The following is a 23,913-nucleotide window of genomic DNA, read 5'->3' on the forward strand; positions in this document are numbered from 1 at the left end:
CGCATGATTGAAACGGGCGCGCTGCAAGGTCGCGCCCGTTTCTATTTCAAGCGCCCTTCAAGGGTAGGTGAATGGCCGCTGAGCCGCTGAAGACGCTGTTCTATCCGTTCGAGGCCGAAGCGCTGCCTTGGCCGCGAAGCGATGCCCGCATCCTGTTTCTTGGCGCTGAGCCTGGTTTCCGTTTGCCCGGCGGCGTCACTGCGGCGCTGCATCTCGTGCAAGGTTTTCGGCCGCATTTTCGTGCCCTGCAGGCAGCCGGCTATTCGGTCACGCCGCAGGCGGAAGGCTCGGCCTTCGATGCTGCCCTTGTGCTGGCCGGCCGGCATCGCGGCCAGAACGAGCTGCGCATCGCCGAAGCCATCGAGCGCGTCGCGCCCGGCGGGTTGATCGTCGTCGCTGGCGGCAAGGAAGACGGCATCGATAGCCTGCGCAAGCGCGTGGGCGCGCTGTCGCCGCTCGAAGCCCACCTGCCGAAGCATCACGGCGTCGCCTTCTGGTTCCGCCGGGCCGGCATGGATGCGGCCCGGGCGCTTCGCGCCGCCAACCCTGATCTGGTCGTCGAAGGCCGCTTCCGCACCGCGCCCGGCATGTTCTCCTTCGATCGGGTCGACGCAGGATCGAAGCTTCTGCTGGACAGCCTGCCGCAGGGGCTTGCGGGCAATGTCGCCGATTTCTGTGCCGGCTGGGGCTATCTGGCGGCCGAAGTGATGGAACGCTCGACAGGGCTGTCCGGTCTCGACCTCTACGAAGCGGATTTCGAGGCCCTGGAGGCGGCAAGGGTCAATATCCCCGCAACCGCTGTCGAGCCGCGCTTCTTCTGGACCGATCTGCTGACCGAAACGGTCGAGCGAGGTTACGACGCGATCGTCATGAACCCGCCCTTCCACAGCGGCAGGGCTGCCGACCCGGGCATCGGCGCTGGCATGATCCGCGCGGCATCAAAGGCACTGAAACCAGGTGGACGCCTGTTCATGGTGGCGAACCGGCAGTTGCCCTACGAACAGGTGCTGGCGGGAGCCTTCTCCAGTCACGCCGAGGTTGCGCGCGATGGCATGTTCAAGGTGTTTTCGGCGCGGCGTTAAAAGCAACTCCAGGAAAAGCGCGTGAGACGGTTTTCCGTCCCCGTGATTGCTCCAGGAAAAGAATGCAGCGCCCTACTGCAGGCTGACGAGGCGTGCCGGCTCGCGCCTGGCATGAACAGGGCGCAACGCGCCGAGCTCGATCTCGAGCGGCGCGGGGCGGCCGAACAGATAGCCCTGCACGACCTCGCAACCGGCGGCTCTCAGCAGCGTCGCCTGGTTCTCGGTCTCGACGCCTTCGGCGATGATGCCGACGCCGAGCGCCCGCGATAGCCCGACGATGGTCGAGACGACAGCGCCCGAGCTGGAATCGGTATCGATGCGGCTGACGAAGGAGCGGTCGATCTTCAGCTTGCCGAACGAGAAGTCGATCAGATAGCTCAGGTTGGAATAGCCGGTGCCGAAATCGTCGACGGCGACCGAGATGCCCATCTCGGCGAGTTGCCGCAGGATGACGGCCGCGCGGTCGCGGTCCTGCATCATCGCCGTTTCGGTGACTTCGAGTTCCAGCCGCGACGGCTTGATGCCGGTCGATGCCATGGTCTGGCGCACGATGCCGACGAAGTCCCTGGTCATGAACTGGACCGGCGAGATGTTGACGGCGACGAAGCAATCCTCCGGCAGGTACTGGGCGTCGCTGCAAGCCTTGCGCAGCACCCATTCGCCGATCGGGTTGATCATGCCGGTTTCCTCGGCGATCGGAATGAATTCCATCGGCGGGATCATGCCGCGTTCCGGATGCTTCCACCGGATCAGCGCTTCATAGCCGACGACACGGCCGCCCTGCAGGTCGAATTGCGGCTGGTAGTGGAGGCTGAAGTCGCCGCGGTCGAAGGCGGTTTTCAGCTCCGATTCAATCCATTGCCGGTGGTCCGCAACGCGGCCCATGTCGGCGTGGAAGACCGACCAGTTGCCGATGCCGCTTGCGCGCGCATTCTGCAGCGCCAGGTTTGAACGGCGAAGGATGAGCACTGGATCGACGCCGTCCTTCGGCATCGCCACGATACCGACGGACATGCTGACCGACTGCAGATGCGTCTGGAGCTGGTAGGGCTCCATCATGCGGTTGATGAATGTTTCGAGGAACCGTTCGAGATATCCCCGGATCTCACGGTCTGGCAAGAGCACGGCGAATTCGCCGGCGCCGAGCCGCCCGATCACGGCATCCTCCGGCATGCTCTCCTTCAGCCTTTTGGTGAAGGCGCGGATCAGCTCGTCGCCATGACTGTAGCCGATGGCGTCGTTGATCTGCTTGAAGCGGTCGATGTCGATATCGATCAAGTAGACCGGTTCGCCGGTCTCCAGCGTTTCCGCTGCCGCCGCCGCGACCTTTCCGACGATCGCCTGGCGCGTCAGCAGGCCGGTCATCTTGTCGAAATGGGTTTCCTTGAAGACGTATTCGGCCGATTCATCGATGCCTGCGAAGAAGGACATCGCGGCGCCGCCGGCGGAAAGGGCACAGAGCGCGGCGATGATACCCGCCATCGTCCCGGCAGACATGCCGGCCAGGCCGTCGCCGAAGCCGAAGCGCAACCCCCAGAGTCCGAGGATAAAACTGCCCATGGCCGAGCTGGCGATGGTGATCAGCCGGAACAGCGGTGTTCGCTTCGGGTTGCTGACTGCAGACATGCAAGGTCCCTGAACTACAGGGGCCGTTTAGCGGATACCTCCTTAAAATGGGTTTCCGCCAATGCCTCCAATTTTACTGGAAGGTGCTTTTTTCGTTAGCGAATTATTCGCGGGGGCCGTCGTTCTGCTTCAGTTCCTCTAGCGTCGGCATGGAGACGATGTGATAGCCGGAATCGACATAGTGGATCTCGCCTGTGACTCCCGAAGATAGATCGGACAGCAGGTAGAGCGCCGAGCCGCCAACCTCGTCGATGGTGACGGTGCGCCGTAGCGGCGAATTGCGCTGCTGATAGGAGAACATGTGGCGTGCGTCGGATACGCCTGAGCCGGCGAGCGTCCGCACCGGTCCTGCCGAGATGCCGTTCACCCGAATGCCGCGCGGGCCGTAATCGTTGGCGAGATAGCGCACGCTCGCCTCCAGTCCGGCCTTGGCGACGCCCATGACATTGTAGTTCGGCATGACCCGCACCGACCCGGCATAGGTCAGCGTGATCATCGAGCCGCCATTGGTCATCAGCGCGGCGGCATTGCGGGCGATCTCTGTAAAGGAATAGCAGGAGATCACCATGGTGCGGACGAAGTTGTCGCGGCTGGTGTCGGCGTAGAGGCCCTTGAGCTCGTTCTTGTCGGAGAAGCCGATGGCGTGAACGACGAAATCCAGGCCGCCCCAGGCTTCGCGAAACGTCTGGAAGGTTGCGGTGACCGAGGCGCTGTCCTCGACGTCGCAAGGCACGACCAGCGAGGCCCCGAGCTTCTCGGCCAGCGGCTTGACCCGCCGCCCGAAGGCGTCACCCTGATAGGTGAAGGCAAGCTCCGCCCCGTGCTCGGACAGTTTCCTGGCGATGCCCCAGGCGATCGAATGATCGTTGGCGACCCCCATGACAAGCCCGCGCTTGCCCTTCATCAACCCTTCCATAAAAGGCAATCCTTATGCGGAATAGCGCTGGAAAATCAGCGTTGCGTTGGTGCCACCGAAACCGAAGGAATTGGACAGGACGGTGTCGATCTTGGCGTTGTCGATGCGCTTGCGCACGATCGGCATGCCCTCGAATTCGGGATCGAGCTCCTCGATATGGGCGCTCTCGCCGATGAAGCCGCCTTGCATCATCAGGATGGAGTAGATCGATTCCTGGACGCCGGCGGCGCCGAGCGAATGGCCGGTCAGCGACTTGGTCGAGGTGATATACGGCATCTGGTCGCCGAACACCTCGCGGATGGCGCCCATTTCCTTGGAATCGCCGACCGGCGTCGATGTGCCGTGCGTGTTGATGTAGTCGACCGGCGTCGAGACGGTTGCAAGCGCCTGCCGCATGCAGCGCACGGCGCCTTCGCCGGACGGCGCCACCATGTCGTAGCCGTCGGAGGTCGCGCCGTAGCCGACGATCTCGGCATAGATCTTGGCGCCGCGCGCCTTGGCGTGCTCCAGCTCTTCCAGCACCAGAACGCCCGCGCCGCCGGCGATGACGAAGCCGTCGCGGTTGACATCATAGGCGCGCGAAGCGGCCGATGCCTTGTCGTTGAATTTCGACGACATGGCGCCCATGGCGTCGAACAGGTCCGACATCGTCCAGTCGAGATCCTCGTGGCCGCCGGCGAACATCATATCCTGCTTGCCCCACTGGATCAGCTCACAGGCATTGCCGATGCAGTGCGCGGAGGTCGAGCAGGCGGACGAGATCGAGTAATTCACGCCGTGGATCTTGAACCAGGTTGCCAAGGTGGCCGAAGCGGTCGACGACATCGCCTTCGGCACCGCGAACGGACCGATCCGCTTCGGGCTGCCGTTCTTGAGCGTCGTTTCGGCGGCTTCCACGATGGTCCTGGTAGACGGTCCGCCGGAGCCCATCACGATGCCGGTCCGCTCATTGGTGATGTCGCTCTCGCCGAGCCCGGCGTCCGCGATCGCCTGATCCATGGCGACATGGTTCCAGGCAGCGCCTTGGCTCAGGAAACGCATTGCGCGGCGGTCGATCATCGCCGACGGGTCGAGCGTCGGCGCGCCCCATACCTGGCAGCGAAAACCGTGCTCGGCGAAGGAATTGGAAAAGCTGATGCCGGACTTGGCATCGTAAAGCGAGGCCTGCACCTCATTGGCGTTGTTGCCGATCGACGACACAATGCCAAGGCCTGTCACTACGACGCGTCTCATTCGCAACTCCTTCCGGCGTAGTTTGGCGAAAAACCTAATTGGTTTCCGCCTTCGATCATACGCAAAATAAACTGCCGCAGCGTCCTTGCGCATCCGCCGGACACGCCAGGGCCCGTGGCGATGGCGATCAGGCGGCGGACTGCTTGGACAGGCCCACCTTCAGATCCGTTGCCGCGTATATGGGTTCGCCATCCGCCTTGAGCCAGCCGTCGGCGATGCCGAGCACGAGGCGGCCACGCATCACGCGCTTGAAGTCGACGCCATATTCGACCTTCTTGACCGATGGCGTCACCATGCCCTTGAACTTCACCTCGCCGGTCGACAGCGCCATGCCTTTGCCGGGTTCGCCGAGCCAGCCGAGATAGAAGCCGGTCAATTGCCACATGGCGTCGAGGCCGAGGCAACCCGGCATGATCGGATTGCCGATGAAATGGCAGGCGAAGAACCAAAGATCCGGCTTGATGTCGAACTCGGCACGGATGAAGCCCTTGTCGAAGGCGCCGCCGGTCTCGCTGATCTCGGTGATCCGGTCGAACATCAGCATCGGCGGGTAGGGCAGCTGGGCGTTTCCCGGTCCGAACAGCTCGCCGCGGGCGCAGGCAAGCAGTTCCTCGTAGTCGTAGCTGGACTTTTGACCCGCCATTAATTCCGTCCCCGTTCTCGTTCCGGGCGGCAGGGCGCCCATGTCGTTGGTTTCCTAACACACTCTGTTTGTGGCCGGAAACCGGCGTTTGCGCTTAACCCGTGCGCCTGCCTGGGTCAATGCGCGCTATTGATCGCATTTGGGCGACAGAATATATGTCGGGTGGTGTCCAGTTTTTGGCATTGACCTCTTTTTGCCATTCTGGACCGGTCTATGGGGCTTGCAAGCTTAGACGGGATAGATGGATTCGGGCTGCCGGAAGGAAAATGTCGCTGTGGACAAGCGGGTTCGCGAAGCCGGCCTGAGGCCGACGCGCCAGCGCATTGCGCTGGCCGACCTGCTTTTCGCCAAGGGCGACCGTCACCTTTCGGCCGAAGAATTGCATGAAGAGGCGATCGCCGCCGGTGTGCCGGTTTCGCTGGCCACCGTCTACAATGCCCTTCATCAATTCACCCAGGCCGGCATGCTGCGCATCCTCGCCGTCGAAGGGTCGAAGACGTATTTCGACACCAACACTTCCGATCACCACCACTTCTATGTCGAGGGCGAGAACCGGATCTTCGATATCGCCAGCGGCCCGGTGAGCGTCTCCAACCTGCCGGAGCCTCCGGAAGGCATGGAGATCGCCAACGTCGATATCGTGGTGAGGCTGCGCCCCAAGCGCCGCGACTGATCTGCCCGCGATGAGGCCTGTCGATCTGGCGATGCGGCTCGAAGACCATGATCGCGAAAAGTCGGAACCGGTTTTGCTACGCTGACCTACGGTTTGGATCAGATCATGGTCCAGATCAGTTCTTGACCTTTTCTCCCGGGTAGGCGCCCCAGACCTGCGACTGGGCGACCCAGCCGGTATGGCCGTCGAAGGTCATCTCGCACCACTGACCGTCGCACTTCTTGATCGAGCCCATCACGCCTGGCTCAAGGATGGCGACAACGCCGGCGTCCTTGTCGGGATCGTCGAGCAGATTGATTCGGCCGCCCTTGCCGCGCTGCCAGGGGGCGACGATCGCGGTGCGGCGGCCCGAAAGCAGCGACTGGTTGATCCAGCCTTCGGAGCCGTCGGCGTCACGCACGCGGCGCCAGGTGTCGAATTCCTGGATGATTTCCATCGGCAGTCCGGCCTTCATGTACATCCAGTCGACGGAATAGTTGGCGCCCGGACCGACGCGCGAGTTGACGCGTCCGGATTTCAGGCTGACGAAGCGCGGCAGCGGCAGGCCGCTCGGCCCCAGCGTCACGGTCTGCGCCGACGTGGCCGCGCCTTGCGCGGATGTCTGCGGCGCCCAAAGCAGAGTGCCGAGAACGGCTGCGCTGAAAGCCAGGCGGAGCGAGGCGAAACCAGACACGTTCATTCCTTTCGGCGCCGGTCCGTGGGAGGAGCGCCCCTTTTTCTTTGTCTTCGGCGGCACCGCTTGTTACAGGAGTGGGCTGATACCGCGACTGGCTTCAAGTTTCGCTTGTCTTGGTTAAAGAGGTCTCAACGAGATCGGTTTCGAGGAAGCTTCGGGGAAACAATGGCAGGTAAAAAACGGCCCCTCGTCGTCATCACGCGCAAGCTGCCCGATCCGGTGGAGACCCGCATGCGCGAACTGTTCGACGCGCGCCTCAACGTCGAGGACCGGCCGATGACCCAGCCTGAGCTGGTTGCGGCGGTCAAGGAAGCCGACGTGCTGGTCCCGACCATCACCGACCACATCGATGCCGCGCTGATCGCCCAGGCCGGCGAGAACCTCAAGCTGATCGCCAATTTCGGCAACGGCGTCGACAAGATTGACGTCTCGGCGGCGGCCAAGAAAGGCATCACCGTCACCAACACGCCGAACGTGCTCACCGAAGACACCGCCGACATGACCATGGCGCTGATGCTCGCCGTGCCGCGCAGGCTGGCCGAAGGCGCCAACGTGCTCACCGGCGAGAAGAAATGGGCCGGCTGGTCCCCGACCTGGATGCTCGGCCGCCGTATCTGGGGCAAGCGCCTGGGCATTGTCGGCATGGGCCGTATCGGCACGGCGGTCGCCAGGCGCGCCAAGGCGTTCGGCCTGTCCATCCACTACCACAACCGCCACCGCGTGCTGCCGGCGGTCGAGGACGAATTGGAAGCGACCTATTGGGAAAGCCTCGACCAGATGCTCGCCCGGATGGATATCATCTCGGTCAACTGCCCGTCGACGCCGGCGACCTTTCATCTGCTGTCGGCCCGGCGGCTGGCGCTGATGCAGCCGGCGGCCTACATCGTCAACACAGCGCGGGGCGACATCATCGACGAAGAGTCGATGATCAAACTCATCCAGGACGGCAAGATCGCCGGCGCCGGCCTCGACGTCTACGAGCACGAGCCGGCGCTGAACAGCAAGCTGTTGAAGCTCGCCCACAAGGGCAAGGTCGTTCTGTTGCCGCATATGGGCTCGGCGACGCTCGAAGGCCGCATCGACATGGGCGAGAAGGTGATCATCAACATTCGCGCCTTCTTCGACGGCCATCGCCCGCCGGACCGTGTGTTGCCGCTCAGGACCTGAAAAACCACGGGTTGTTCAGGCGGCGACGCTCACGGCGCCGTCGTCGTCGACTTTGACGGTGCTTCCGCGATAGGCGTCGAACACACCGCGTCCGAGCCGCACCGCCATAGGCGTTTCCCAGCCCATTTCGCGCGCGACGATCAGGCCGAGCAGAAGAATGGCGTCCGGCTCGTGCAGGATAAGGGCTGCCGGCCCGCGGCCGTTGTGGACCAGTTCCATCAGCACTGCCGAAGCCGACGAGGAGCCGATGGTGCCCGGCAGGAACAGCACCCGGCCGGAAATCACCTCGCCATGCTGCGGGTGGCGGACATCGGCGATGCGGCCTGTCTTCGGGTCGACGCCGCCCCAGAAGCTGATCGGCGCCGTCAGCACCAGCGCTTCGCCTTTACCGGCCTTGCCCCGTACCAATATCTCCGTGGCGGCGCTCATGCGGCGAGGTCCGTGAAGCGCGGCTTGCCGGCGACCGCGCTTTCGACGCAATCGGCGAGCGAGGCATAGAGCACCGCATAGCCGGTGTTGCCCGGAGCGTAATGCGCGAACTTGCCCGAATTGGTCATAAGCACGCCGCCGGCAAGTTCCGGCATGATCGGCGTCACCACCACGCATGTGTCGGCAACGATGACGACCCCGCTCGCTTCGAGCCTCTTCCGCCGGCCGTCCTGCTCCAGGAAGGCAAGCACATGACGGCCGGTGCAGGCATAGATCGGCACGGCGAGCCGTCTTCCGGCAATCAGCCGCTCCAGCATCTCGAACTCGGCAAAGGACAGATGCGGGCTGCCAATGGCGACCGCATCGATGGTTTTCGGCACCGCCGCCGTCGACAGGCCGGCGCGAGCCTTCGCCGCCATCTGCGGCGTGACGTGGATCACCGCCTCCGGTTTCGGCTCGGCCAGAATGGTTTCGACGTTCGGCGCCTCTGGCGTGACACCTGCAATGTGGAACAGCCCGACCGCGCCGGAGGAAGCGGCAGCGGCGCCGAAGGCCTTTAGCGCGTCGTCGCCGGGATGATTGGCGATGCCGACGACGACGCCGATCGTATCCCCGACCTCGCGGCCATAGAGGCTGCCCAGCACCGGCCAGGCGATCTCGGAAGCGAGGAAGGAAGGCAATAGGCCCGAGACGTCGAACACCAGCCGCGCCCGGCGGTTCTCGGCCCGGTGCAGGCCATAATCCGGTGCGCGGCCGGTGATGGCGCAGGCGATGTCGAGGAAATCGCCGTAGCGGTTGGTGCGGGCGCCCAGCACCGAATTGCAGAACACCACCGCATTGGACTCGCCCCAGGCGACATCGCTGCCCTGTGCCGGCCTGTGCCCGGCCTGATAGGGCGCGCAGGTCCAGCTTTGTTCGCAGCCGAGCTTGCGATAGGCATCCATCATCCGCCGCGCCATGCCGCGCTGCGGCTCTTCCAGGCGGATGCGCGAGCAGCCCGTCAGGTCGAGCGCCCCGACATTGAGCGTCGAGCGCACGGCAACACTGGCGCCGCCTTCGACCAGCCGCTCGGCGAACAGCGTGCCGGAATCGCCATGATAGAGCGCGCCGTCGATATGCGCCGAACAGATCGGGATCAGCCCCGGCGCGCCGAGCAGGCGCGCGCTCTCGGCGACGATGCGCATCGCCATTCCCGCGCCGTCCTTACCGGCGGCGGTTGCCTGTTCCTCCGGGCTGAGCGCGAGGCTCAAGACAGCACCTTGCGCATGGTGATCGAGGTCGGCCTGTCGTAGCCCGCATGCGCGGTGCGCCCGGTCTCGCGAAAGCCGAGCCGGGCGAAGGCCGCGTGGTTCGCCGTAAGCTCGATACGCGTCTGCAGCTCGAGGGCCTGCTTGCCGCGCCGGTGGGCAAGATCGTCGACGGCCTGCATCAGCCGTCCGCCTATGCCTCGCCCCTGAAGGCCAGGCTCGACGGCAAGCTTGCCGACATAGAAATCGTCTGCCCTTTCCATCGCAAAGACGCAGCCGACGATCCGGCCGTTCTCCATGGCCAGGAACGGCGTTTCTTGCCCGGCCTTGCTCTTGAGGTTTTCGGGTGTGAGATGATGCGCCGAGGACGGCGGGTCGATGACGCCGTCCATATAGGCGAAGGCGCGCCGGATCAGCGCCAGCAATTCGTCCCACTGCGCAAAGTCCGGCGGAAGCTCGCTGACGAGGAGAGTGGCCGTCTGATCCATGCGCTCAGACTGCCTTGTAGCGGACGGTGTCGAAACGGGCGGTCAGCCCGTCGTAAAGCAGCAGCCGGCCGACCAGCGGCTCGCCGATGCCGGCGATCAGCTTAATCGCTTCCATTGCCTCCAGCGTGCCGATGACGCCCGTCAGCGCGCCGACGATGCCGGCAACGGCGCAGGATGGCACCAGCCCTTCGGGCGGCGCTTCCGGAAAAAGGTCGCGGTAGCCTGGATTGCGCTGGCCATTGGCCCCCGTTTCAAATGGCTTCAGCACCGTCACCGAGCCGTCGAAGCGGCCAACGGCGGCAGTGACCAGGGGCTTCTTTTCCTGCGCGCAGGCATCGGCCAGAGCATAGCGTGTCTCGAAATTGTCGGAGCCGTCGACCACGATATCGTATTGGGCGACGAGGGCAGGGGCATTTTGCTCGGTCAGTCTGAGGCGATGCAGTTCCGCCCTGACATTGGGGTTGATGCGCATGATCGCAGCCGAAGCGCTGTCGGTCTTCGCCATGCCGATCGTATCGCTGCCATGGATCACCTGCCGCTGCAGGTTGGACAAGGAGACATCATCGTCGTCGACGATGCCGAGCGTGCCGACGCCGGCCGCCGCGAGATATTCGAGCACAGGGGCCCCAAGCCCGCCGGCGCCGATCACCAGCACCCGCGCCCGCTTCAGCTTCTGCTGGCCGGGGCCGCCGATTTCGGGCAGCACGATGTGGCGGGCATAGCGCTCAAGCTCTTCGTCGGTGAGTGCAGCATTCGTCATGGCCGGACCATATAGCGGGCAGGAAACCTTGTCATGCACATGCAAGGCGAAGCCTTGTCACTGACATGCAAGGCGAAGCCTTGTCATGCATATGCAAAGCGAAGCTTTGTCACTCACATGCAAGGCGAAGCCTTGTCCCGCAGGACAAATCGTCGTGCAAGGAGCTTTCAACTCTTCGACAGTTCAGCCGGTCGGGCCGACGCTGCCGTGATCGACCGTCAGGAATTGCGCCCGCCCGGCAAGGCTGGAAAACAGCGCCGCGTCGGTGCCGGTCATGAAGGCCTGGCAGTTGAGCTCTTCGAGGATGGAAAACAGCGCAGTGCGCCGGCCGCTGTCGAGATGCGCGGCGATCTCGTCGAGCAACAGGATCGGCGTCAGGCCCGACATCTCGCCGGTCAGCCGCGCATGCGACAGCACGATGCCGACAAGCAGCGCCTTCTGCTCGCCGGTCGAGCACAATTCGGCCGGCATCGACTTCGGCCGGTGGCGGACCGCGAGGTCGGAGCGGTGCGGACCGTCGAGCGTGCGGCCGGCGGCGCGGTCGCGCTCGCGGCCATTGGCGAGTATGGCGCGAAATCGCTCCTCGACGTCGACTGCCGGTGTGACCGCGATTTGGCTTTCCAATTCGCCGGCGAGGCTGATGTCGGCCTGCGGAAACGGGCCGCTGCCCGGCAGCTTGTCGATCATGGCCGCAAGCAGCCGCACCAGCTCGGCCCTGGCCGCCGCGATCGCCACCCCGGTTTCGGCCATCTGCATCTCGATCGCGTCGAACCAGCCGGTGTCGCGCGAGCCTTCCGTAAGCAAACGGTTACGGCCACGCATCGCCTTCTCGTAATCGAGCGCGCGCTGCCCGTGGCCGGGGTCGATCGCCAGCACCAGTCGGTCGAGGAAGCGGCGGCGGTCGGCGGCCGGCCCTGGAAACAGCCCGTCCATCGCCGGCGTCAGCCAGACGACCCGCAGCCATTCGAGCATATCATCGGCCGATTTTGTCGGCGCGCCGTTGATGCGCACGCGCCTGCCGCCTTCCGCGGCACCATCGCCGCCGGCAATGCCGGTGCCGATTTCGACCTGACCTTCCGGTCCTTCGATGCGCGCATGCAAGGCAAAGCCGCCATCGCCGCCCTCGCGGGCGACGTCGGCGTAAGGCGCGCGGCGCAGCCCGCGCCCCGGCGTCAGCAGCGAAACGGCTTCGAGCAGATTGGTCTTGCCGGCGCCATTGTCGCCGGACAGCACGACAGCGCCGGGGCCGAGATCAAGCGAAAGTCCCGCATAGTTGCGAAAATTTGTAAGTGTAAGCTTACTTATATAGCTCTGCTGCCGAAGCTGTTTGGCGTCCGAGGTCACGGCGACATGTGAGGCCTGCTAGAGCAATTCCAGGAAAAGTGCATAGCGGTTTTCCGTCTGGAATTGCGTCAACAAAAGAGACAAAGCCTAGACCCGCATCGGCATCAGCACGTAGAGCGCGGTCTCGTCGGCCATGTCGTGGATCAGCGTCGGAGACCCGGCATCCGCCAGCATGAACTTGGCTTCCGAACCGGTGAGCTGGGCGGCGACGTCGAGCAGATATTTGGCGTTGAAGCCGATCTCGATCGGGTCGGACGAGTAGTCGGCCGCCAGCTCCTCGGTTGCGCTGCCGGAATCCGGATTGTTGACGGCGAGCGTGAGCTGGCCGTCATTGATCGACAGTTTCACGGCTCGGCCGCGCTCGGACGAAATGGTCGAGACGCGGTCGACGGCGGCGGCAAAGCTCTGGCGGTCGATAACCAGCTTCTTGTCATTGCCGGTCGGGATGACGCGCTGATAATCGGGGAAGGTGCCGTCGATCAGCTTCGAGGTCAGGATGACGCTGCCGATGGTGAAGCGGATCTTGGTATCCGACAGCTCCGTCGTCACCGCGATATCCGGGTCGTCGACCAGCTTCTGCAGCTCGCTCACCGTCTTGCGCGGGATGATGATGCCGGGCATGCCTTCCGAGCCTGCCGGCGCGTCGATCTCGGCGCGCGCCAGTCGGTGCCCGTCGGTCGCGACCGAGCGCAGCTTCAGCTTGCCGCCCGCCTCATACGTGTGCAGGAAGATGCCGTTGAGATAGTAGCGCGTCTCTTCGGTCGAGATCGCGAACTGCGTCTTCTCGATCAGGCCCTTGAGCGCTACCGAATCGAGCCGGAAGATGTGCGAGAAGGAGCCGGCCGAAAGCTCCGGGAAATCGGACTGCGGCAAGCACTGCAGGCGGAAGCTGGAGCGCCCGGACGTGACGGTCATAGCGTTGCCGTCCTCGTCGGTCTTCAGCATCACCTCGGCGCCGTCGGCCAGCTTGCGCACGATGTCGTAGAGCAGATGCGCCGGAACCGTCGTCGCGCCGCCGCGCTCGACCTTGGCCGGCGTGGCTTCGGTCACTTCAAGGTCGAGGTCGGTGGCCTTCATTTCCAGGCTGGCGCCCTCGGCGCTGAGCAGCACATTCGACAGGATCGGTATGGTGTTGCGCCGCTCCACCACGCGATGGACGTGGTTGAGGGACTTCAGGAGATTGGATCGTTCCAGGATAACACGCATGACGAAACAGGCTCGCTTCAATGAATGAGCGGGTCACCGGGCGGCGGCGCCCCGCAAAAGCTCCGAAAAGCTCAGAATCTATGTAAGCTGACAGTAAAAACCCTGCAAACGCAAGCCCGCGCCACCGGTTCCAGCCGGTTGCGCGGGCTTTCTGGGGATAAAGCGGGCGAAGCGCTCAGGCCTGCTCGTTGATCAGCCTTCTGAGCAGTTCGAGTTCCTGCGCCAGCGTGTTGTCGGCGCCGGAAAGATCCTCGATCTTGCGCACGGCGTGTAGGACCGTCGTGTGATCGCGGCCGCCGAAACGGCGTCCGATCTCCGGCAGCGAGCGCGGCGTCATCACCTTGGACAGATACATCGCTACCTGCCGCGGTTTGACGATGGTGCGCGTGCGGCGGTTTGAGAGCAGTTCCGTCTTCGAAACGTTATAGTGGCGCGCCACGATGCGCTGGATGTCCTCGATACGCACCCGCTTCGGCTCGCCCGAGCGGTAAATATGACCGAGGATCTCGTCGATACGGTCGATAGTGATCTGCGGCTCGAAGGACTGGCGAAACAGAAGCTGGTTGAAGGCGCCTTCGAGCTCGCGCCCGCTGCCCGTCACCGTTCTGGCGACGTGATCGAGGATCTCATCCGAAATGTCGAGCGAGGTATCGTCGATCTTGGCAGTGGCAAGGCGCAGCTTCAGCATGCCGAGGCGCATGCCGAAATCCGGCGCCGACATTTCGAGCGCCACGCCGCCGTTGAGGCGCGAGCGCACCCGCGGCTCCAGCGACTCCAGTTCAGACGGCGGCCGGTCGGCGGCGACCACCACCTGCTTGGCGCTGTCGAGCAGCATGTTGATGAGATGGCAGAACTCGTGCTGGATCGACTTGCCCTGCAGGAACTGCATGTCGTCGATTATCAGCAGATCGATGTCGCGCAGCTGCTCCTTGAGCGTCAGCGCATTGTTGTCACGGATCGCGGTGGCGAAGCGCCACATGAAATATTCCGCCGTCAGGTAGACCACGCGCGATTTCGGATTGTGCCGCAGCGATTCCGCCGCGATCGCCTGCAACAGATGCGTCTTGCCCAGGCCGACGGTCGCATGGAGAAAGAGCGGGTTGAAGCGCACCGCGCTCGACTGCGATTCCGCCACCGCCTTGGCCGCCGCGAAAGCAACACGGTTCGAAGGGCCTTCGATGAACGAAGTGAAAGTGTAGCGCGGGTCGAGCGGCGACCCCAGCACATTGTGGCGGAACTCGGTCTCCACTGGCACGCCCTGGCGGGGCGCCGGCGTCCGTTCCACCCGACCGGCGCTCGCGGTGCCGGCGGCAAGCGCGGTCTGGGCCTGCTTGGTCATCTTGCGCGCCGGTGCGATCTCCGGCTCGACATTGTTGCGGCCCTGCCGCGTGGCGGTCCGCACCACGATCTCGATCTTGAGAAGGTCGGGATCCTCGTGCCTCCACAGTTCGGCGATAAGATCAAGGTAATGACCGTTGATCCACGACCGCAGGAAGGCGGTCGGTACGGAGATGCGGACCATGCCGCGCGACGCCTCGGCAACCTTCATGCGGCCGAACCAGCTCGAATAGACCTCGGCTCCCAGACGCGCCTTCAATTGGGCCTTGACCCGCTCGAACTTCTGTTCAGCGTCGCTGGATGCCGCCATGTCGTCCCCTCCGACGATAGTTGCTGGGAATGGGAGTTCGCCCGCAATCTCCCCCTCGATGCCGCTCTGCATGATCAAGTTCCTTGTCTCTCGTACCCTTTTTCCGCCGGGAGTGCGCCTCCTGCACCCTGGGTCCGGCGACGTTTTTCGCTGCGCCTCTATCGCCGCCGCCGGCGATATCGTTGCAACGTTGCGCAAGGGACCTCTGCCGGCTCTCGCAAGCCGGCTTGATCATGCCAAGACAATACAACACCGCCCGGCGAAAATGCCGGCCCAACGTCGACTGCCATGTACAATTACGCCAGTCCCCTACCCGCACCGAAGAGACAAACCAAGCCGCACGCGGAATTGCTCCGCGTCATGAATTCCGCCATTTTTTGCTGGCCGATTCAGGCTGGGTTAAGGGCAGGTGCCCGTCCCTTCGATGGATGGACATTACCGAAATCGCTGTGGATAGGGCAAGGCCACGTCTAACGGATTTTTAACGAATCTGGTTACCGGAGACGTGTTCAAAGCAGGTGCCACTGCGGCCCATTTTCATAAAGCCATTGTGATTCAAACCCTTTTCCGTGGAATGTGAAAAAGGCCACACCTTCGGAAATTTTCTGAAATAATTCTCTTGACAGCTCCTTGTCCCCCGCCGCTCCTCCGCGAGTTGAACAAGCTGTGGATGACCGTCTGTAAGATTTTGAAAAATATATGGATTTTGTGGCAGGCTCATCTATGGCCGTGCCCGCATCCAGCGGTCGTCGACATGAGCGATTATGTATATGCCGGCAAAACATTGGCTACTTTGAAATTCGGCCCAAGCGTCGTTGTCCGACCGTTCTTTTTAAGTACTTGCCGGCAAACGAAAAAACCCGGCCTGTGCGGCCGGGTTCAAGGATAACGGTTCTAAAGGGAAGTCGGTCAGGCCGACAGCACCTTGACCCGCTGGGCCAGCCGCGAAACCTTGCGGGAAGCCGTGTTCTTGTGGAGGACACCCTTGGTTGCGGCGCGCATCAATTCCGGCTCCGCGGCCTTGAACGCCTCCAGCGCAGCAGCCTTGTCGCCGGCGGCGAGCGCCTCTTCGACCTGGCGAACATAGGTGCGGACGCGGGACCGACGGTTCTTGTTGATCGCCGCCCGGCGGGCGATCTTGCGCGTTGCCTTTTTGGCCGAGGACGTATTGGCCATGATGCCTCTCTTCTGATCTGGTGGGCGCCAGCGGGTCGCAGGGCGCAAAAAACAAACGGGCAGCCACGGGCCGCCTCGGTTGGTGCGGCTTATAGTTCAGCTTTTCCGGCGCGTCAACGCCGCTTCGCGGTCTTTTTGGGCTTGAAGCCGCGCCTCGCTGAAACGGGTCTGCGCGCCTAAAGCCGTTGTCTTTGTGCATGCCCGGCTTCTTGCCAAAATCGCGGCACGCATTAGGCCGACAAGCCCTAGTGGTTGCTGAAATTCGGCTTCCGCTTCTCGACGAAGGCGGCCATACCCTCCTTCTGGTCATCGAGCGCAAACAGCGAGTGGAAAAGGCGGCGCTCGAAGCGCAGCCCCTCGGCAAGCGTCGTCTCGAAAGCGCGGTTGACGGCTTCCTTCGTCATCATCACCGACGGCAGGGAAAACTCGGCGATCTTCGCTGCCGCTTTCAGCGCCTCCTCGACCAGCTCGGCCGCCGGCACCACTCGCGACACCAGTCCGCAGCGCTCGGCCTCGGCAGCGTCCATCATCCGCCCGGTCAGGCACATGTCCATCGCCTTCGACTTGCCGACGAAGCGGGTCAATCGCTGCGATCCTCCCATGCCCGGCATGACGCCGAGCGTGATCTCGGGTTGGCCGAACTTTGCGTTGTCGGCTGCGATGATGAAATCGCACATCATGGCCAGCTCGCAGCCGCCGCCAAGCGCATAGCCGGCGACCGCGGCGATGATCGGCTTGCGCGCCCGGGTGAGCTCCTCCCACCCGACAAAGAAGTCTCCAGTATAGGCGTCGACAAAGGAGATCGCCTGCATTTCCTTGATGTCGGCGCCGGCCGCGAAGGCTTTTTCCGAACCCGTGAGCACCATTGCGCCGATGCCGGCATCGGCGCCGAACGTGTTCACCGCCGCCACGATCTCGGCCAGCACCTGCGAATTCAGGGCATTGAGCGCCTTCGGCCGGTTCAGCGTGATCAGCCCGACCTTGCCGCGTGTCTCCACGAGAATGGTTTCATAGGCCATGGCATCGTCTCCTCGCTTCGATTGAGGAGACCGGTCTAGCTCACCGCTGACAGGTCCGGCAATAGAAGGTCGATCGGCCGCTCTGCACGATGCGTTCGATATGGCCGCTGCAGCCCGGTTTCGGACATGGCTCGTCTTCGCGGTCATAGACCGCGAAGGAATGCTGGAAATAGCCAAGCGACCCGTCTGCCTGGACATAGTCGCGCAGCGAGGAACCGCCGGCGGCGATCGCGTCGGCGATGACCGAGCGGATGACGGCGGCCAGGCGTTCGCATTGCTCTTTCGCTCTCTTGCCGGAGCCGGCTATGGTGCCGGCTTCGCGCAGCGGCGACAGGCCGGCGCGCCACAGCGCTTCCGACACATATATGTTGCCGAGCCCGGCGATCAGCCGCTGGTCGAGCAACGCGGCCTTGAGCGGCGATCTGCGGCCTTCGAGCAGCGAGGCGAGCAGGGGACCGTCGAGCGCGTTGCCGGTCGGCTCGATGCCCAGCCCAGCCAGCATTGGATGCGTGTCCGGCGCGCCTTCGGCAAACAGCATGAAGCCGAAACGGCGCGGATCGTTGAAGATGACGCGGGACCGCTCGCCCTTCGGGGAGTCGACATCGAATACGACGTGGTCATGCGCCTCGCTCTTCGAGCGCTCGTGATGGAAGCTGCCGGGAATGCGGCCGTTGCCAGCGGTTTCGACGCGGAACGATCCCGACATGCCGAGATGGCAGATCAGCACCGGACCGTTTTCGATGTGCATCGTCAGATATTTGGCGCGCCTGCCAAGCGCCGTCACGGTCTTGCCGGCAAGCCGCTCCGAGAACCGTTCCGGAAAGGGAAAGCGAAGGTCTGGCCGTCGCGCCTCGACATTGACGAGCCGCGCCCCTTCCAGAACCGGCTGCAGCCCCCGCCGCACCGTTTCGACTTCAGGCAGTTCCGGCATGGCCGCCTATCGTCGCGAGGAAAGAGGTGCCGTGGCGGCCAGGCGCAAGCCCGAGATGATCCGCGACGGTTTCGCCGATATCGGCGAAGGTCGGCCTGAGCCCGATGTCGCCGCCCTTCATTCCCGGCCCTATCCCGATCACCGGAACGCGTTCGCGGGTATGATCGGTGCCGCGCCAGGTCGGATCGTTGCCGTGGTCGGCGGTGAGGATGAGAAGGTCGCCCGACTTGATGCGCGACAGCGCTTCCGGCAGCCGGCGATCGAAGGCCTCGAGCGCTCCGGCATAGCCGGCGACATCGCGCCGATGGCCGAACTCGGTATCGAAATCGACGAAATTGGCAAAGACCAGATCGCCTTCGCCGGCGTCGTCCATGGCGGAGAGCGCCTTGTCGAACATCGCCATGTTGCCGCCCGCCTTGCGCACCTCAGCGATGCCGCGATGGGCGAAGATGTCGCCGATCTTGCCGACGGCGATGACCTTGCTGCCGCGCTCGGTCAGCCGGTCGAGCAAGGTCGGCTCCGGCGGCGGCACGGCATAGTCGCGGCGGTTGTGGGTGCGCTGGAAGGTGGCGCTTGTCTCGCCGACAAAGGGCCGCGCGATCACCCGCCCGATGTTGAGCGGATCGACCAGCCGGCGCACCGTCAGGCAAAGCTCGTAGAGCCGCTCCAGGCCGAAATGCGTCTCGTGCGCGGCGATTTGCAATACGGAGTCGACCGATGTGTAACAGATGGGCTTGCCGGTCCGGATGTGTTCCTCGCCGAAGCGCTCGATGATCTCGGTTCCTGGCGCATGGCAATCGCCGAGGATGCCCGGCACCTTGCCTTCGCGGATGATCGCGCCGGTCAGCTCGGCCGGGAAGGCGGGCACGGTGTCGGGAAAATAACCCCAGTCGAAACGCACGGGCAGGCCGGCAATCTCCCAATGGCCCGACGGCGTGTCCTTGCCGCTAGAGACCTCCTGGGCAGCGCCATGGAACGACGCGGCAAGCAGCGGCGCGTCGAGGTCGACCGTCAGCCCGGTTGCCGTCTTGGCCGCGCGGGCAAGCCCGAGCGACATCATGTTGGGGACGGCGAGCGGTCCGCGGCGCAGGCCTCCACGATCCGCGCGGCCCTCGGCGCAAGTCTGCGCGATGTGTCCGAATGTGTCGGCGCCGGCATCGCCGTAGCGTTCGGCATCGGCCGCTCCGCCGATGCCGAAAGAATCGAGAACGAATAGGAAAGCCCGCGCCATAGGGGTGCCATCGTGCCAATCTAACCAGCCAGACATAGAGTTCCACAGCGGCGTTGGCAAATCGGATGCCAGACCGCAACGGCTTGGTGCAAAGTGGTGCGGATCGAGGGAGTGCGGCAAGAATGGGCATGGGCGCAAAATCGACGGCAAGCCAGGCATTGAGGACCTGCGCGGCGGCTCTCGCGGTGCTCTCCGCGGCCCCGCCGGCGCATGCCGACTGGCGCGCCGACATCGGCACGTTTCGCATAGGAATCGTCGCCGAGCCTGGAGGCGGCAACACGGTACCTGGTCTGGCGCGCTTGACGGATGCCTATACGAACGCTCTCGGCATGAAGGTCGAGTTCGTCGTTGCTCGCGACTATGCGGCATTGATCGAGGCTCAGGCGAGCGGCCGCATACAGTATGCGGTCTATTCGGCGCTCGCCTATGCTACGGCTTCGGAGCGCTGCGGCTGTGTCGAGCCGCTGGTGGCGCCTGTCGATGCCGATGGAGCCGCCGGCGTCCGTTCCGTGCTGGTGACGCGCGACGGCAAAGTGCCGGGCCTCACAGCGATCGCCTCGCATCGGATCGCCATCGCGCCCGCCGACAATGTCGTCGGTTCCCTCCTGCCGCTGACCGAACTGGCCGGCGAAGGCGTGCCGATCGCGCAGGATTCACCTTTCCTGGCGCGCGCCTCGTCGGCCACCGCGGCCGAGGCGATGCTCGGCGACGGAGAAGCCGACGGCCTGTTCGGCTGGGAGCCTATCGGCGCCGACGGCCAGCCTACCGACACGGGCGGCACCATCATGCGGCTTGCGGCCGCCGGCGTCCCGAAGACGTCGCTTCGGGTGCTGTGGAGCTCGGCTCCGCTGCGATATGGGCCTCATGTGGTGCGCAGCGATCTCGACGCCGAAGCCAAGCGACGGCTGACCGTGTTTCTGACCAATCTCAAGTCGCTGACCCCGGATGTCTACGATCTTCTGGAGCCGACGCACTCCGGCGGCTTCGAACTGGCCGTCTCAAAGGACTATGCAACGGCCCTGGCCATCGTGCGGCGGGAAACTGGCGGGGATTAGTCCGTCAGCAGTCGGTGCAAGGAACCGTAGGACCGCGGCGCGGCCTCAGATAGTATGTTTCGCCCATCGATATGTTGTTGAAGGCCGAGGTCAATCCAAGCGTCGACGAACTGTCGGCGGACCAGGTGATGATCGGCTTATAGCCGAGGTCGCTTTCCACCCGGACAAGGAAGGTGTTGCGGATATTCAGCGTCGGCGGAACGGTGGTGGGACTGGTCTTCGCCGAGTCGGCGCTATAGGTGGTGCCCACGAGCTTGCGCGACCAGGCCACCGTCGCCTTGGGCGATGCCTCGTCGGAGATCTGGATCCCGGTGATGATGATCGTCGGCGTAGAGCGATTGTAGGGCTGCAGCGTCGAGGTACCGATCTTCATGATCGCGTCGAGATCGGCCTTCGTGACGCTGGTCTGCTGCGTGACGAGATCCGCCACCATGCTGCCGATGCGGCTGACCTTCTTGCTGGTCTCGATGGCCTGCGAGGCTTCCATCGTGATGAAGTACATGATGAGCAGCACCGGCACGATGAAAGCGAACTCGATTGCCGCGACGCCGCGGCGATCGCGGCAAAACCGTGCCGCCTTGGCCACGAAAGCCGAAATTCGTCGCTGTGCCCCCGCACGGTACATATCCTGCCCCCACACCGCCTCAAGTCTCGGCCGGCCGCAATCTTGAAGCATGTCTCCCGAAGTGGACCCGGTTTCGGGAGACATGCCGACAATCAAAAAGCTGAAGCAGGTCGCGTCACGCGACCTGCCTTAGTCGTCGAATGGTTCGTTCTGCCAGGTCACCGATGCGAAGTGCAGCGTCTTGCCGCCATTCAGATTGGCCATTTGTTTGGCCAGGAAATCGGTGATCACCGGCCATTTGTAGAAAACCCGCAGCATGTTCTTCGATTCCGCCAGCCCCGGCGACACCGTGAAAGTCGTCGAGCTCGTGCCTGTCAGCACGATTTCGCCGTTCTGGATTTTGAAGCCCGCCGCCGCGGCGTCGGCGAAGGTCGGATATTCGCGCAGGTCCACCAGAAGTGAAGCATCTGACCCCGACCCGGGGCAGTTCGTGGCGACCATGATCTCCAGCCTGTCGCAGATCAGCGTCTTGATCGAGGCGTCGGTGACGTTGGCCTTCTTGAGCTGGCCGGTTCGCAACTGGCGCGCGATATCGTCGGTGGCGTTGGCCATCACTTCCTGGCCGGCGAACGAGATGCAGCTCTCCAGGATGGCGAAAACGAGCAAGGCGAACGGCATGGCCAGCATTGCGAATTCCAATGCCGTGCTGCCGCGCCTGTCGCTGAAGAAACCGGGGCGTGGCTTTGCCTCGGCCTTGCCGTCCATGCCACCCTTGGGCGCCCTGCTCATGTTCCGTTCCTGCCGATCCCTTGCAATGTCGGCTGCAACCTATCGACCACCCATTGAGGTCCGGTTTGGATCAGCGTTAAACTCGGTGGGCGGCCCTTAACCCGCTGTTAACCTGCGGGCGCTTGCGTCCTTAAGCTCAGCGGGCTGCGTTCATTTCCGTTTCGGACGTTTTCTCAGCCTCGCTCTTGTACGAGCTTTCGCAATAGGGCGTGCAGGACATGGTCTGGACTTCGGCGCGTCGATAGATGCGCACCGAGGACGCGGCTTGTCGGACGACCGTCACCTGCTCATCTATGATCGGGCTGCCATCGGAATCGAGCACGACCAGATTGGTCACGCCGAAACCTTTGCCGGTGAGAACGACCGTCGAGGCGTCCTGCACGGCGGCATCGGCGATGGCCGGATTGCCGACGACGATCGTATCGGCCGCGCGCGACAACTTGACGATCTTTGCTTGATTCATGGTGACCTCGATGCCGGCGCCGGCGCTGGCCGGCATGACGGATGCGGCGACAGCCAACAGCGCGACGACTGAAAATGGCGATCTCGACGAGGTCATTGAAGCGCTCCGGAGCGGCAGACTGTTCAACGGAACATGAACGAAATTGGTGAACCGACGGTTAAGCGCCGTATGGCCGCGATAAGGATTGGCCGGCTCGGCGGTCATAAGCCTGAGAGCATACGCTGTTTTAGCGAAATCGCGGATGGGCCGGATCTCCGCGCTTTTCCTGCCCGCCACTCCGCCTCTGGAGGTTTAGGCCACGGTTAACCAAGCAACGGGATCGCCTCCGGAAAGGAATCGGTAAGGGTATTTATTAAGCCGATCGAAAGGGCTTCCCCCTAGATTTGGCACATCCGATCAACCGGCAAGAGAAGTTGACGGAAGTGCTGTAACACGTGGAGTAGGAGCTCTCGAATGTCTAACCTCATCGCACGTTTCGTAAAGGACGAATCCGGCGCGACCGCCATCGAATACGGTCTGATCGCCGCCCTCATCGCGCTCGCCATCATGGTCGGCGCCGGCCAGCTCGGCACTGCCCTGAACACCAAGTTCAAGGCAATTGCCAGCGCGGTCCAAAACTCCAACTAACAACAACCCGAGGACGACGAAGTCGCTCTCGACGAGAAGGGCCGCCTCGAGGCGGCCCTTGTTCGTTGCAGCATCTGGTTGCGCGCGAATTTGATCGTCGGCACTCACCGACCGTTAATGGCGTGTGGCTAGACTGGGCGTGTTACTTTTCTCACGGCATTGTGTTGTCTCATGCTTGAAGCTGTAATCTTCGTCGTCTTTCCATTCTGCATGCTGTTTGCGGCGATCTCCGACATGCTTTCGATGACGATCGCCAACCGCGTGCCGGTGCTGCTCGTGGCGACGTTCGCTCTGGTCGCTCCTTTGACCGGGATGGACTGGGCCATTTATGGCGGGCATTTCGCGGCAGGTGCCCTGGTGCTGGCCGCGACGTTCGGACTGTTCGCGCTCGGCGGCATGGGCGGCGGCGATGCCAAGCTGCTGGCCGCGACCGCCGTATGGATGGGGCTCAACATCAATCTCATCGGCTACTTGGTGACCTCGACATTGATCGGCGGCCTGCTGACGGTTGCCATTCTGGCCTACCGGAAATCGCCATTTGCGGTTTACACCGGCCACAACCGTTTTCTCCGCCATTTCGCCGACGAGACCGCAGGCATTCCCTATGGCGTCGCGCTTGGTCTTGGCGGGCTCCTCACCTTTCCGGATTCTTCGTTGATGGTCTGGGCGCTGGATAGGCTCACGACCTAAAGCATATCGCCATCTTCAGATGCGCTCGGTGCGCTTCGGAGTCTGGCTTTACGCCTACCAAACAGCTTGTTGCCTTCGGAAAATCAGTTTCTGTGACAAGGGTTCTCGCGGCACTTGGCCGCCTTTTTTGTTAACGGCAAGGCGGTTCGGTCCAATTTGAGTAAACGTTAAATTAATCACGATCGTAAGCATTGCATTAACCTTGTTTTGACGATTGTGGCTGCAAAGT

At 63.4% G+C, this 23,913-nt stretch carries 25 protein-coding genes; 6 read left to right on the forward strand and 19 right to left on the reverse strand.

The window, feature by feature from the left end:
* The first annotated feature begins 71 nt into the window (after positions 1 to 71).
* Positions 72 to 1,082, forward strand: a complete 1,011-nt coding sequence (locus tag EOD29_RS20725; RefSeq protein ID WP_127247638.1) for a class I SAM-dependent methyltransferase — start codon at positions 72 to 74, stop codon at positions 1,080 to 1,082.
* Positions 1,083 to 1,154: 72 nt separating this feature from the next.
* Here the strand turns inward: EOD29_RS20725 and EOD29_RS20730 are convergent, their stop codons facing one another.
* The 4 genes from EOD29_RS20730 to fabA all read right to left on the reverse strand — a co-directional run bounded on the left by EOD29_RS20730 (position 1,155) and on the right by fabA (position 5,500).
* On the reverse strand, positions 1,155 to 2,708 hold the full coding sequence (locus tag EOD29_RS20730; RefSeq protein WP_127247640.1) for a bifunctional diguanylate cyclase/phosphodiesterase: 1,554 nt from the start codon (positions 2,706 to 2,708) through the stop codon (positions 1,155 to 1,157).
* A 103-nt stretch (positions 2,709 to 2,811) separates the two neighbouring features.
* Positions 2,812 to 3,624 carry an enoyl-ACP reductase FabI gene (gene fabI, locus EOD29_RS20735; RefSeq protein ID WP_067324541.1) on the reverse strand — a complete coding sequence of 271 codons (813 nt, stop codon included), beginning with the start codon at positions 3,622 to 3,624 and terminating at the stop codon, positions 2,812 to 2,814.
* Between the two features lie 12 nt (positions 3,625 to 3,636).
* Positions 3,637 to 4,857 carry a beta-ketoacyl-ACP synthase I gene (gene fabB / locus EOD29_RS20740; RefSeq protein WP_095824401.1) on the reverse strand — a complete coding sequence of 407 codons (1,221 nt, stop codon included), beginning with the start codon at positions 4,855 to 4,857 and terminating at the stop codon, positions 3,637 to 3,639.
* 127 nt (positions 4,858 to 4,984) lie between these two features.
* Positions 4,985 to 5,500, reverse strand: coding sequence for a 3-hydroxyacyl-[acyl-carrier-protein] dehydratase FabA (gene fabA / locus EOD29_RS20745; protein ID WP_027165888.1), 516 nt, complete (start codon positions 5,498 to 5,500; stop codon positions 4,985 to 4,987).
* A gap of 241 nt (positions 5,501 to 5,741) precedes the next feature.
* Between fabA and irrA the strand changes: the two genes are divergently transcribed.
* Entirely contained in the window at positions 5,742 to 6,173 is a 432-nt protein-coding gene (irrA, locus tag EOD29_RS20750; RefSeq protein ID WP_066996377.1) for an iron response transcriptional regulator IrrA, read from the forward strand.
* Positions 6,174 to 6,288: 115 nt separating this feature from the next.
* On the opposite strand, the gene EOD29_RS20755 is transcribed toward irrA, so the two are convergent.
* Positions 6,289 to 6,846 carry an SH3 domain-containing protein gene (locus EOD29_RS20755; RefSeq protein ID WP_067324770.1) on the reverse strand — a complete coding sequence of 186 codons (558 nt, stop codon included), beginning with the start codon at positions 6,844 to 6,846 and terminating at the stop codon, positions 6,289 to 6,291.
* A gap of 168 nt (positions 6,847 to 7,014) precedes the next feature.
* Between EOD29_RS20755 and EOD29_RS20760 the strand changes: the two genes are divergently transcribed.
* Positions 7,015 to 8,016, forward strand: coding sequence for a D-glycerate dehydrogenase (locus EOD29_RS20760; protein ID WP_066996380.1), 1,002 nt, complete (start codon positions 7,015 to 7,017; stop codon positions 8,014 to 8,016).
* 15 nt (positions 8,017 to 8,031) lie between these two features.
* Here the strand turns inward: EOD29_RS20760 and EOD29_RS20765 are convergent, their stop codons facing one another.
* The 11 genes from EOD29_RS20765 to EOD29_RS20815 form a co-directional block, all read right to left on the reverse strand.
* Positions 8,032 to 8,445, reverse strand: coding sequence for a DUF126 domain-containing protein (locus EOD29_RS20765; protein WP_095799332.1), 414 nt, complete (start codon positions 8,443 to 8,445; stop codon positions 8,032 to 8,034).
* On the reverse strand, positions 8,442 to 9,695 hold the full coding sequence (locus EOD29_RS20770) for an aconitase X catalytic domain-containing protein (RefSeq protein ID WP_082953864.1): 1,254 nt from the start codon (positions 9,693 to 9,695) through the stop codon (positions 8,442 to 8,444). The genes EOD29_RS20765 and EOD29_RS20770 overlap by 4 nt, the downstream gene beginning before the upstream one ends.
* Positions 9,692 to 10,180, reverse strand: coding sequence for a GNAT family N-acetyltransferase (locus EOD29_RS20775; RefSeq protein WP_095824219.1), 489 nt, complete (start codon positions 10,178 to 10,180; stop codon positions 9,692 to 9,694). Before EOD29_RS20775 ends, EOD29_RS20770 begins: the two co-directional genes overlap by 4 nt.
* A gap of 4 nt (positions 10,181 to 10,184) precedes the next feature.
* Complete coding sequence (locus tag EOD29_RS20780; protein ID WP_127247642.1) at positions 10,185 to 10,940, reverse strand: molybdopterin-synthase adenylyltransferase MoeB; 756 nt, start codon at positions 10,938 to 10,940, stop codon at positions 10,185 to 10,187.
* Positions 10,941 to 11,123: 183 nt separating this feature from the next.
* Entirely contained in the window at positions 11,124 to 12,284 is a 1,161-nt protein-coding gene (gene recF / locus EOD29_RS20785) for a DNA replication/repair protein RecF (protein WP_127247644.1), read from the reverse strand.
* An 87-nt stretch (positions 12,285 to 12,371) separates the two neighbouring features.
* Positions 12,372 to 13,490 (reverse strand): DNA polymerase III subunit beta, encoded by a 1,119-nt coding sequence (gene dnaN, locus EOD29_RS20790; RefSeq protein ID WP_127247646.1) that lies wholly within the window; start codon positions 13,488 to 13,490, stop codon positions 12,372 to 12,374.
* A 175-nt stretch (positions 13,491 to 13,665) separates the two neighbouring features.
* Entirely contained in the window at positions 13,666 to 15,138 is a 1,473-nt protein-coding gene (gene dnaA, locus EOD29_RS20795) for a chromosomal replication initiator protein DnaA (RefSeq protein WP_245322332.1), read from the reverse strand.
* A gap of 909 nt (positions 15,139 to 16,047) precedes the next feature.
* Positions 16,048 to 16,314, reverse strand: coding sequence for a 30S ribosomal protein S20 (gene rpsT / locus EOD29_RS20800; RefSeq protein WP_066996401.1), 267 nt, complete (start codon positions 16,312 to 16,314; stop codon positions 16,048 to 16,050).
* Positions 16,315 to 16,559: 245 nt separating this feature from the next.
* A complete protein-coding gene (locus EOD29_RS20805; protein ID WP_095824215.1) occupies positions 16,560 to 17,333 on the reverse strand; it encodes an enoyl-CoA hydratase in 774 nt (257 codons plus the stop codon).
* A gap of 40 nt (positions 17,334 to 17,373) precedes the next feature.
* Positions 17,374 to 18,264 (reverse strand): bifunctional DNA-formamidopyrimidine glycosylase/DNA-(apurinic or apyrimidinic site) lyase, encoded by an 891-nt coding sequence (mutM, locus tag EOD29_RS20810; protein WP_127247648.1) that lies wholly within the window; start codon positions 18,262 to 18,264, stop codon positions 17,374 to 17,376.
* Complete coding sequence (locus EOD29_RS20815; protein ID WP_127247650.1) at positions 18,248 to 19,495, reverse strand: phosphopentomutase; 1,248 nt, start codon at positions 19,493 to 19,495, stop codon at positions 18,248 to 18,250. The genes mutM and EOD29_RS20815 overlap by 17 nt, the downstream gene beginning before the upstream one ends.
* 122 nt (positions 19,496 to 19,617) lie before the next feature.
* Here EOD29_RS20815 and EOD29_RS20820 point away from each other — a divergent pair, with 122 nt between their 5' ends.
* Positions 19,618 to 20,550, forward strand: coding sequence for a PhnD/SsuA/transferrin family substrate-binding protein (locus EOD29_RS20820; protein ID WP_245475377.1), 933 nt, complete (start codon positions 19,618 to 19,620; stop codon positions 20,548 to 20,550).
* Positions 20,551 to 20,554: 4 nt separating this feature from the next.
* On the opposite strand, the gene EOD29_RS20825 is transcribed toward EOD29_RS20820, so the two are convergent.
* From EOD29_RS20825 to EOD29_RS20835, 3 genes are all read right to left on the reverse strand, one after another.
* Positions 20,555 to 21,175, reverse strand: a complete 621-nt coding sequence (locus EOD29_RS20825; protein ID WP_127247652.1) for a TadE/TadG family type IV pilus assembly protein — start codon at positions 21,173 to 21,175, stop codon at positions 20,555 to 20,557.
* Positions 21,176 to 21,304: 129 nt separating this feature from the next.
* Positions 21,305 to 21,904 (reverse strand): TadE/TadG family type IV pilus assembly protein, encoded by a 600-nt coding sequence (locus EOD29_RS20830; RefSeq protein ID WP_095832746.1) that lies wholly within the window; start codon positions 21,902 to 21,904, stop codon positions 21,305 to 21,307.
* A 136-nt stretch (positions 21,905 to 22,040) separates the two neighbouring features.
* Positions 22,041 to 22,463, reverse strand: a complete 423-nt coding sequence (locus EOD29_RS20835) for a pilus assembly protein N-terminal domain-containing protein (RefSeq protein WP_066996418.1) — start codon at positions 22,461 to 22,463, stop codon at positions 22,041 to 22,043.
* Positions 22,464 to 22,820: 357 nt separating this feature from the next.
* On the opposite strand from EOD29_RS20835, the gene EOD29_RS20840 reads away from it, so the two are divergent.
* Complete coding sequence (locus tag EOD29_RS20840) at positions 22,821 to 22,994, forward strand: Flp family type IVb pilin (RefSeq protein WP_067324571.1); 174 nt, start codon at positions 22,821 to 22,823, stop codon at positions 22,992 to 22,994.
* Between the two features lie 171 nt (positions 22,995 to 23,165).
* A complete protein-coding gene (locus EOD29_RS20845; protein WP_095799342.1) occupies positions 23,166 to 23,684 on the forward strand; it encodes a prepilin peptidase in 519 nt (172 codons plus the stop codon).
* The last annotated feature ends 229 nt before the right edge of the window (positions 23,685 to 23,913 follow it).

This window comes from Mesorhizobium sp. M1A.T.Ca.IN.004.03.1.1, from assembly GCF_003997555.1.
Lineage (GTDB): Bacteria > Pseudomonadota > Alphaproteobacteria > Rhizobiales > Rhizobiaceae > Mesorhizobium.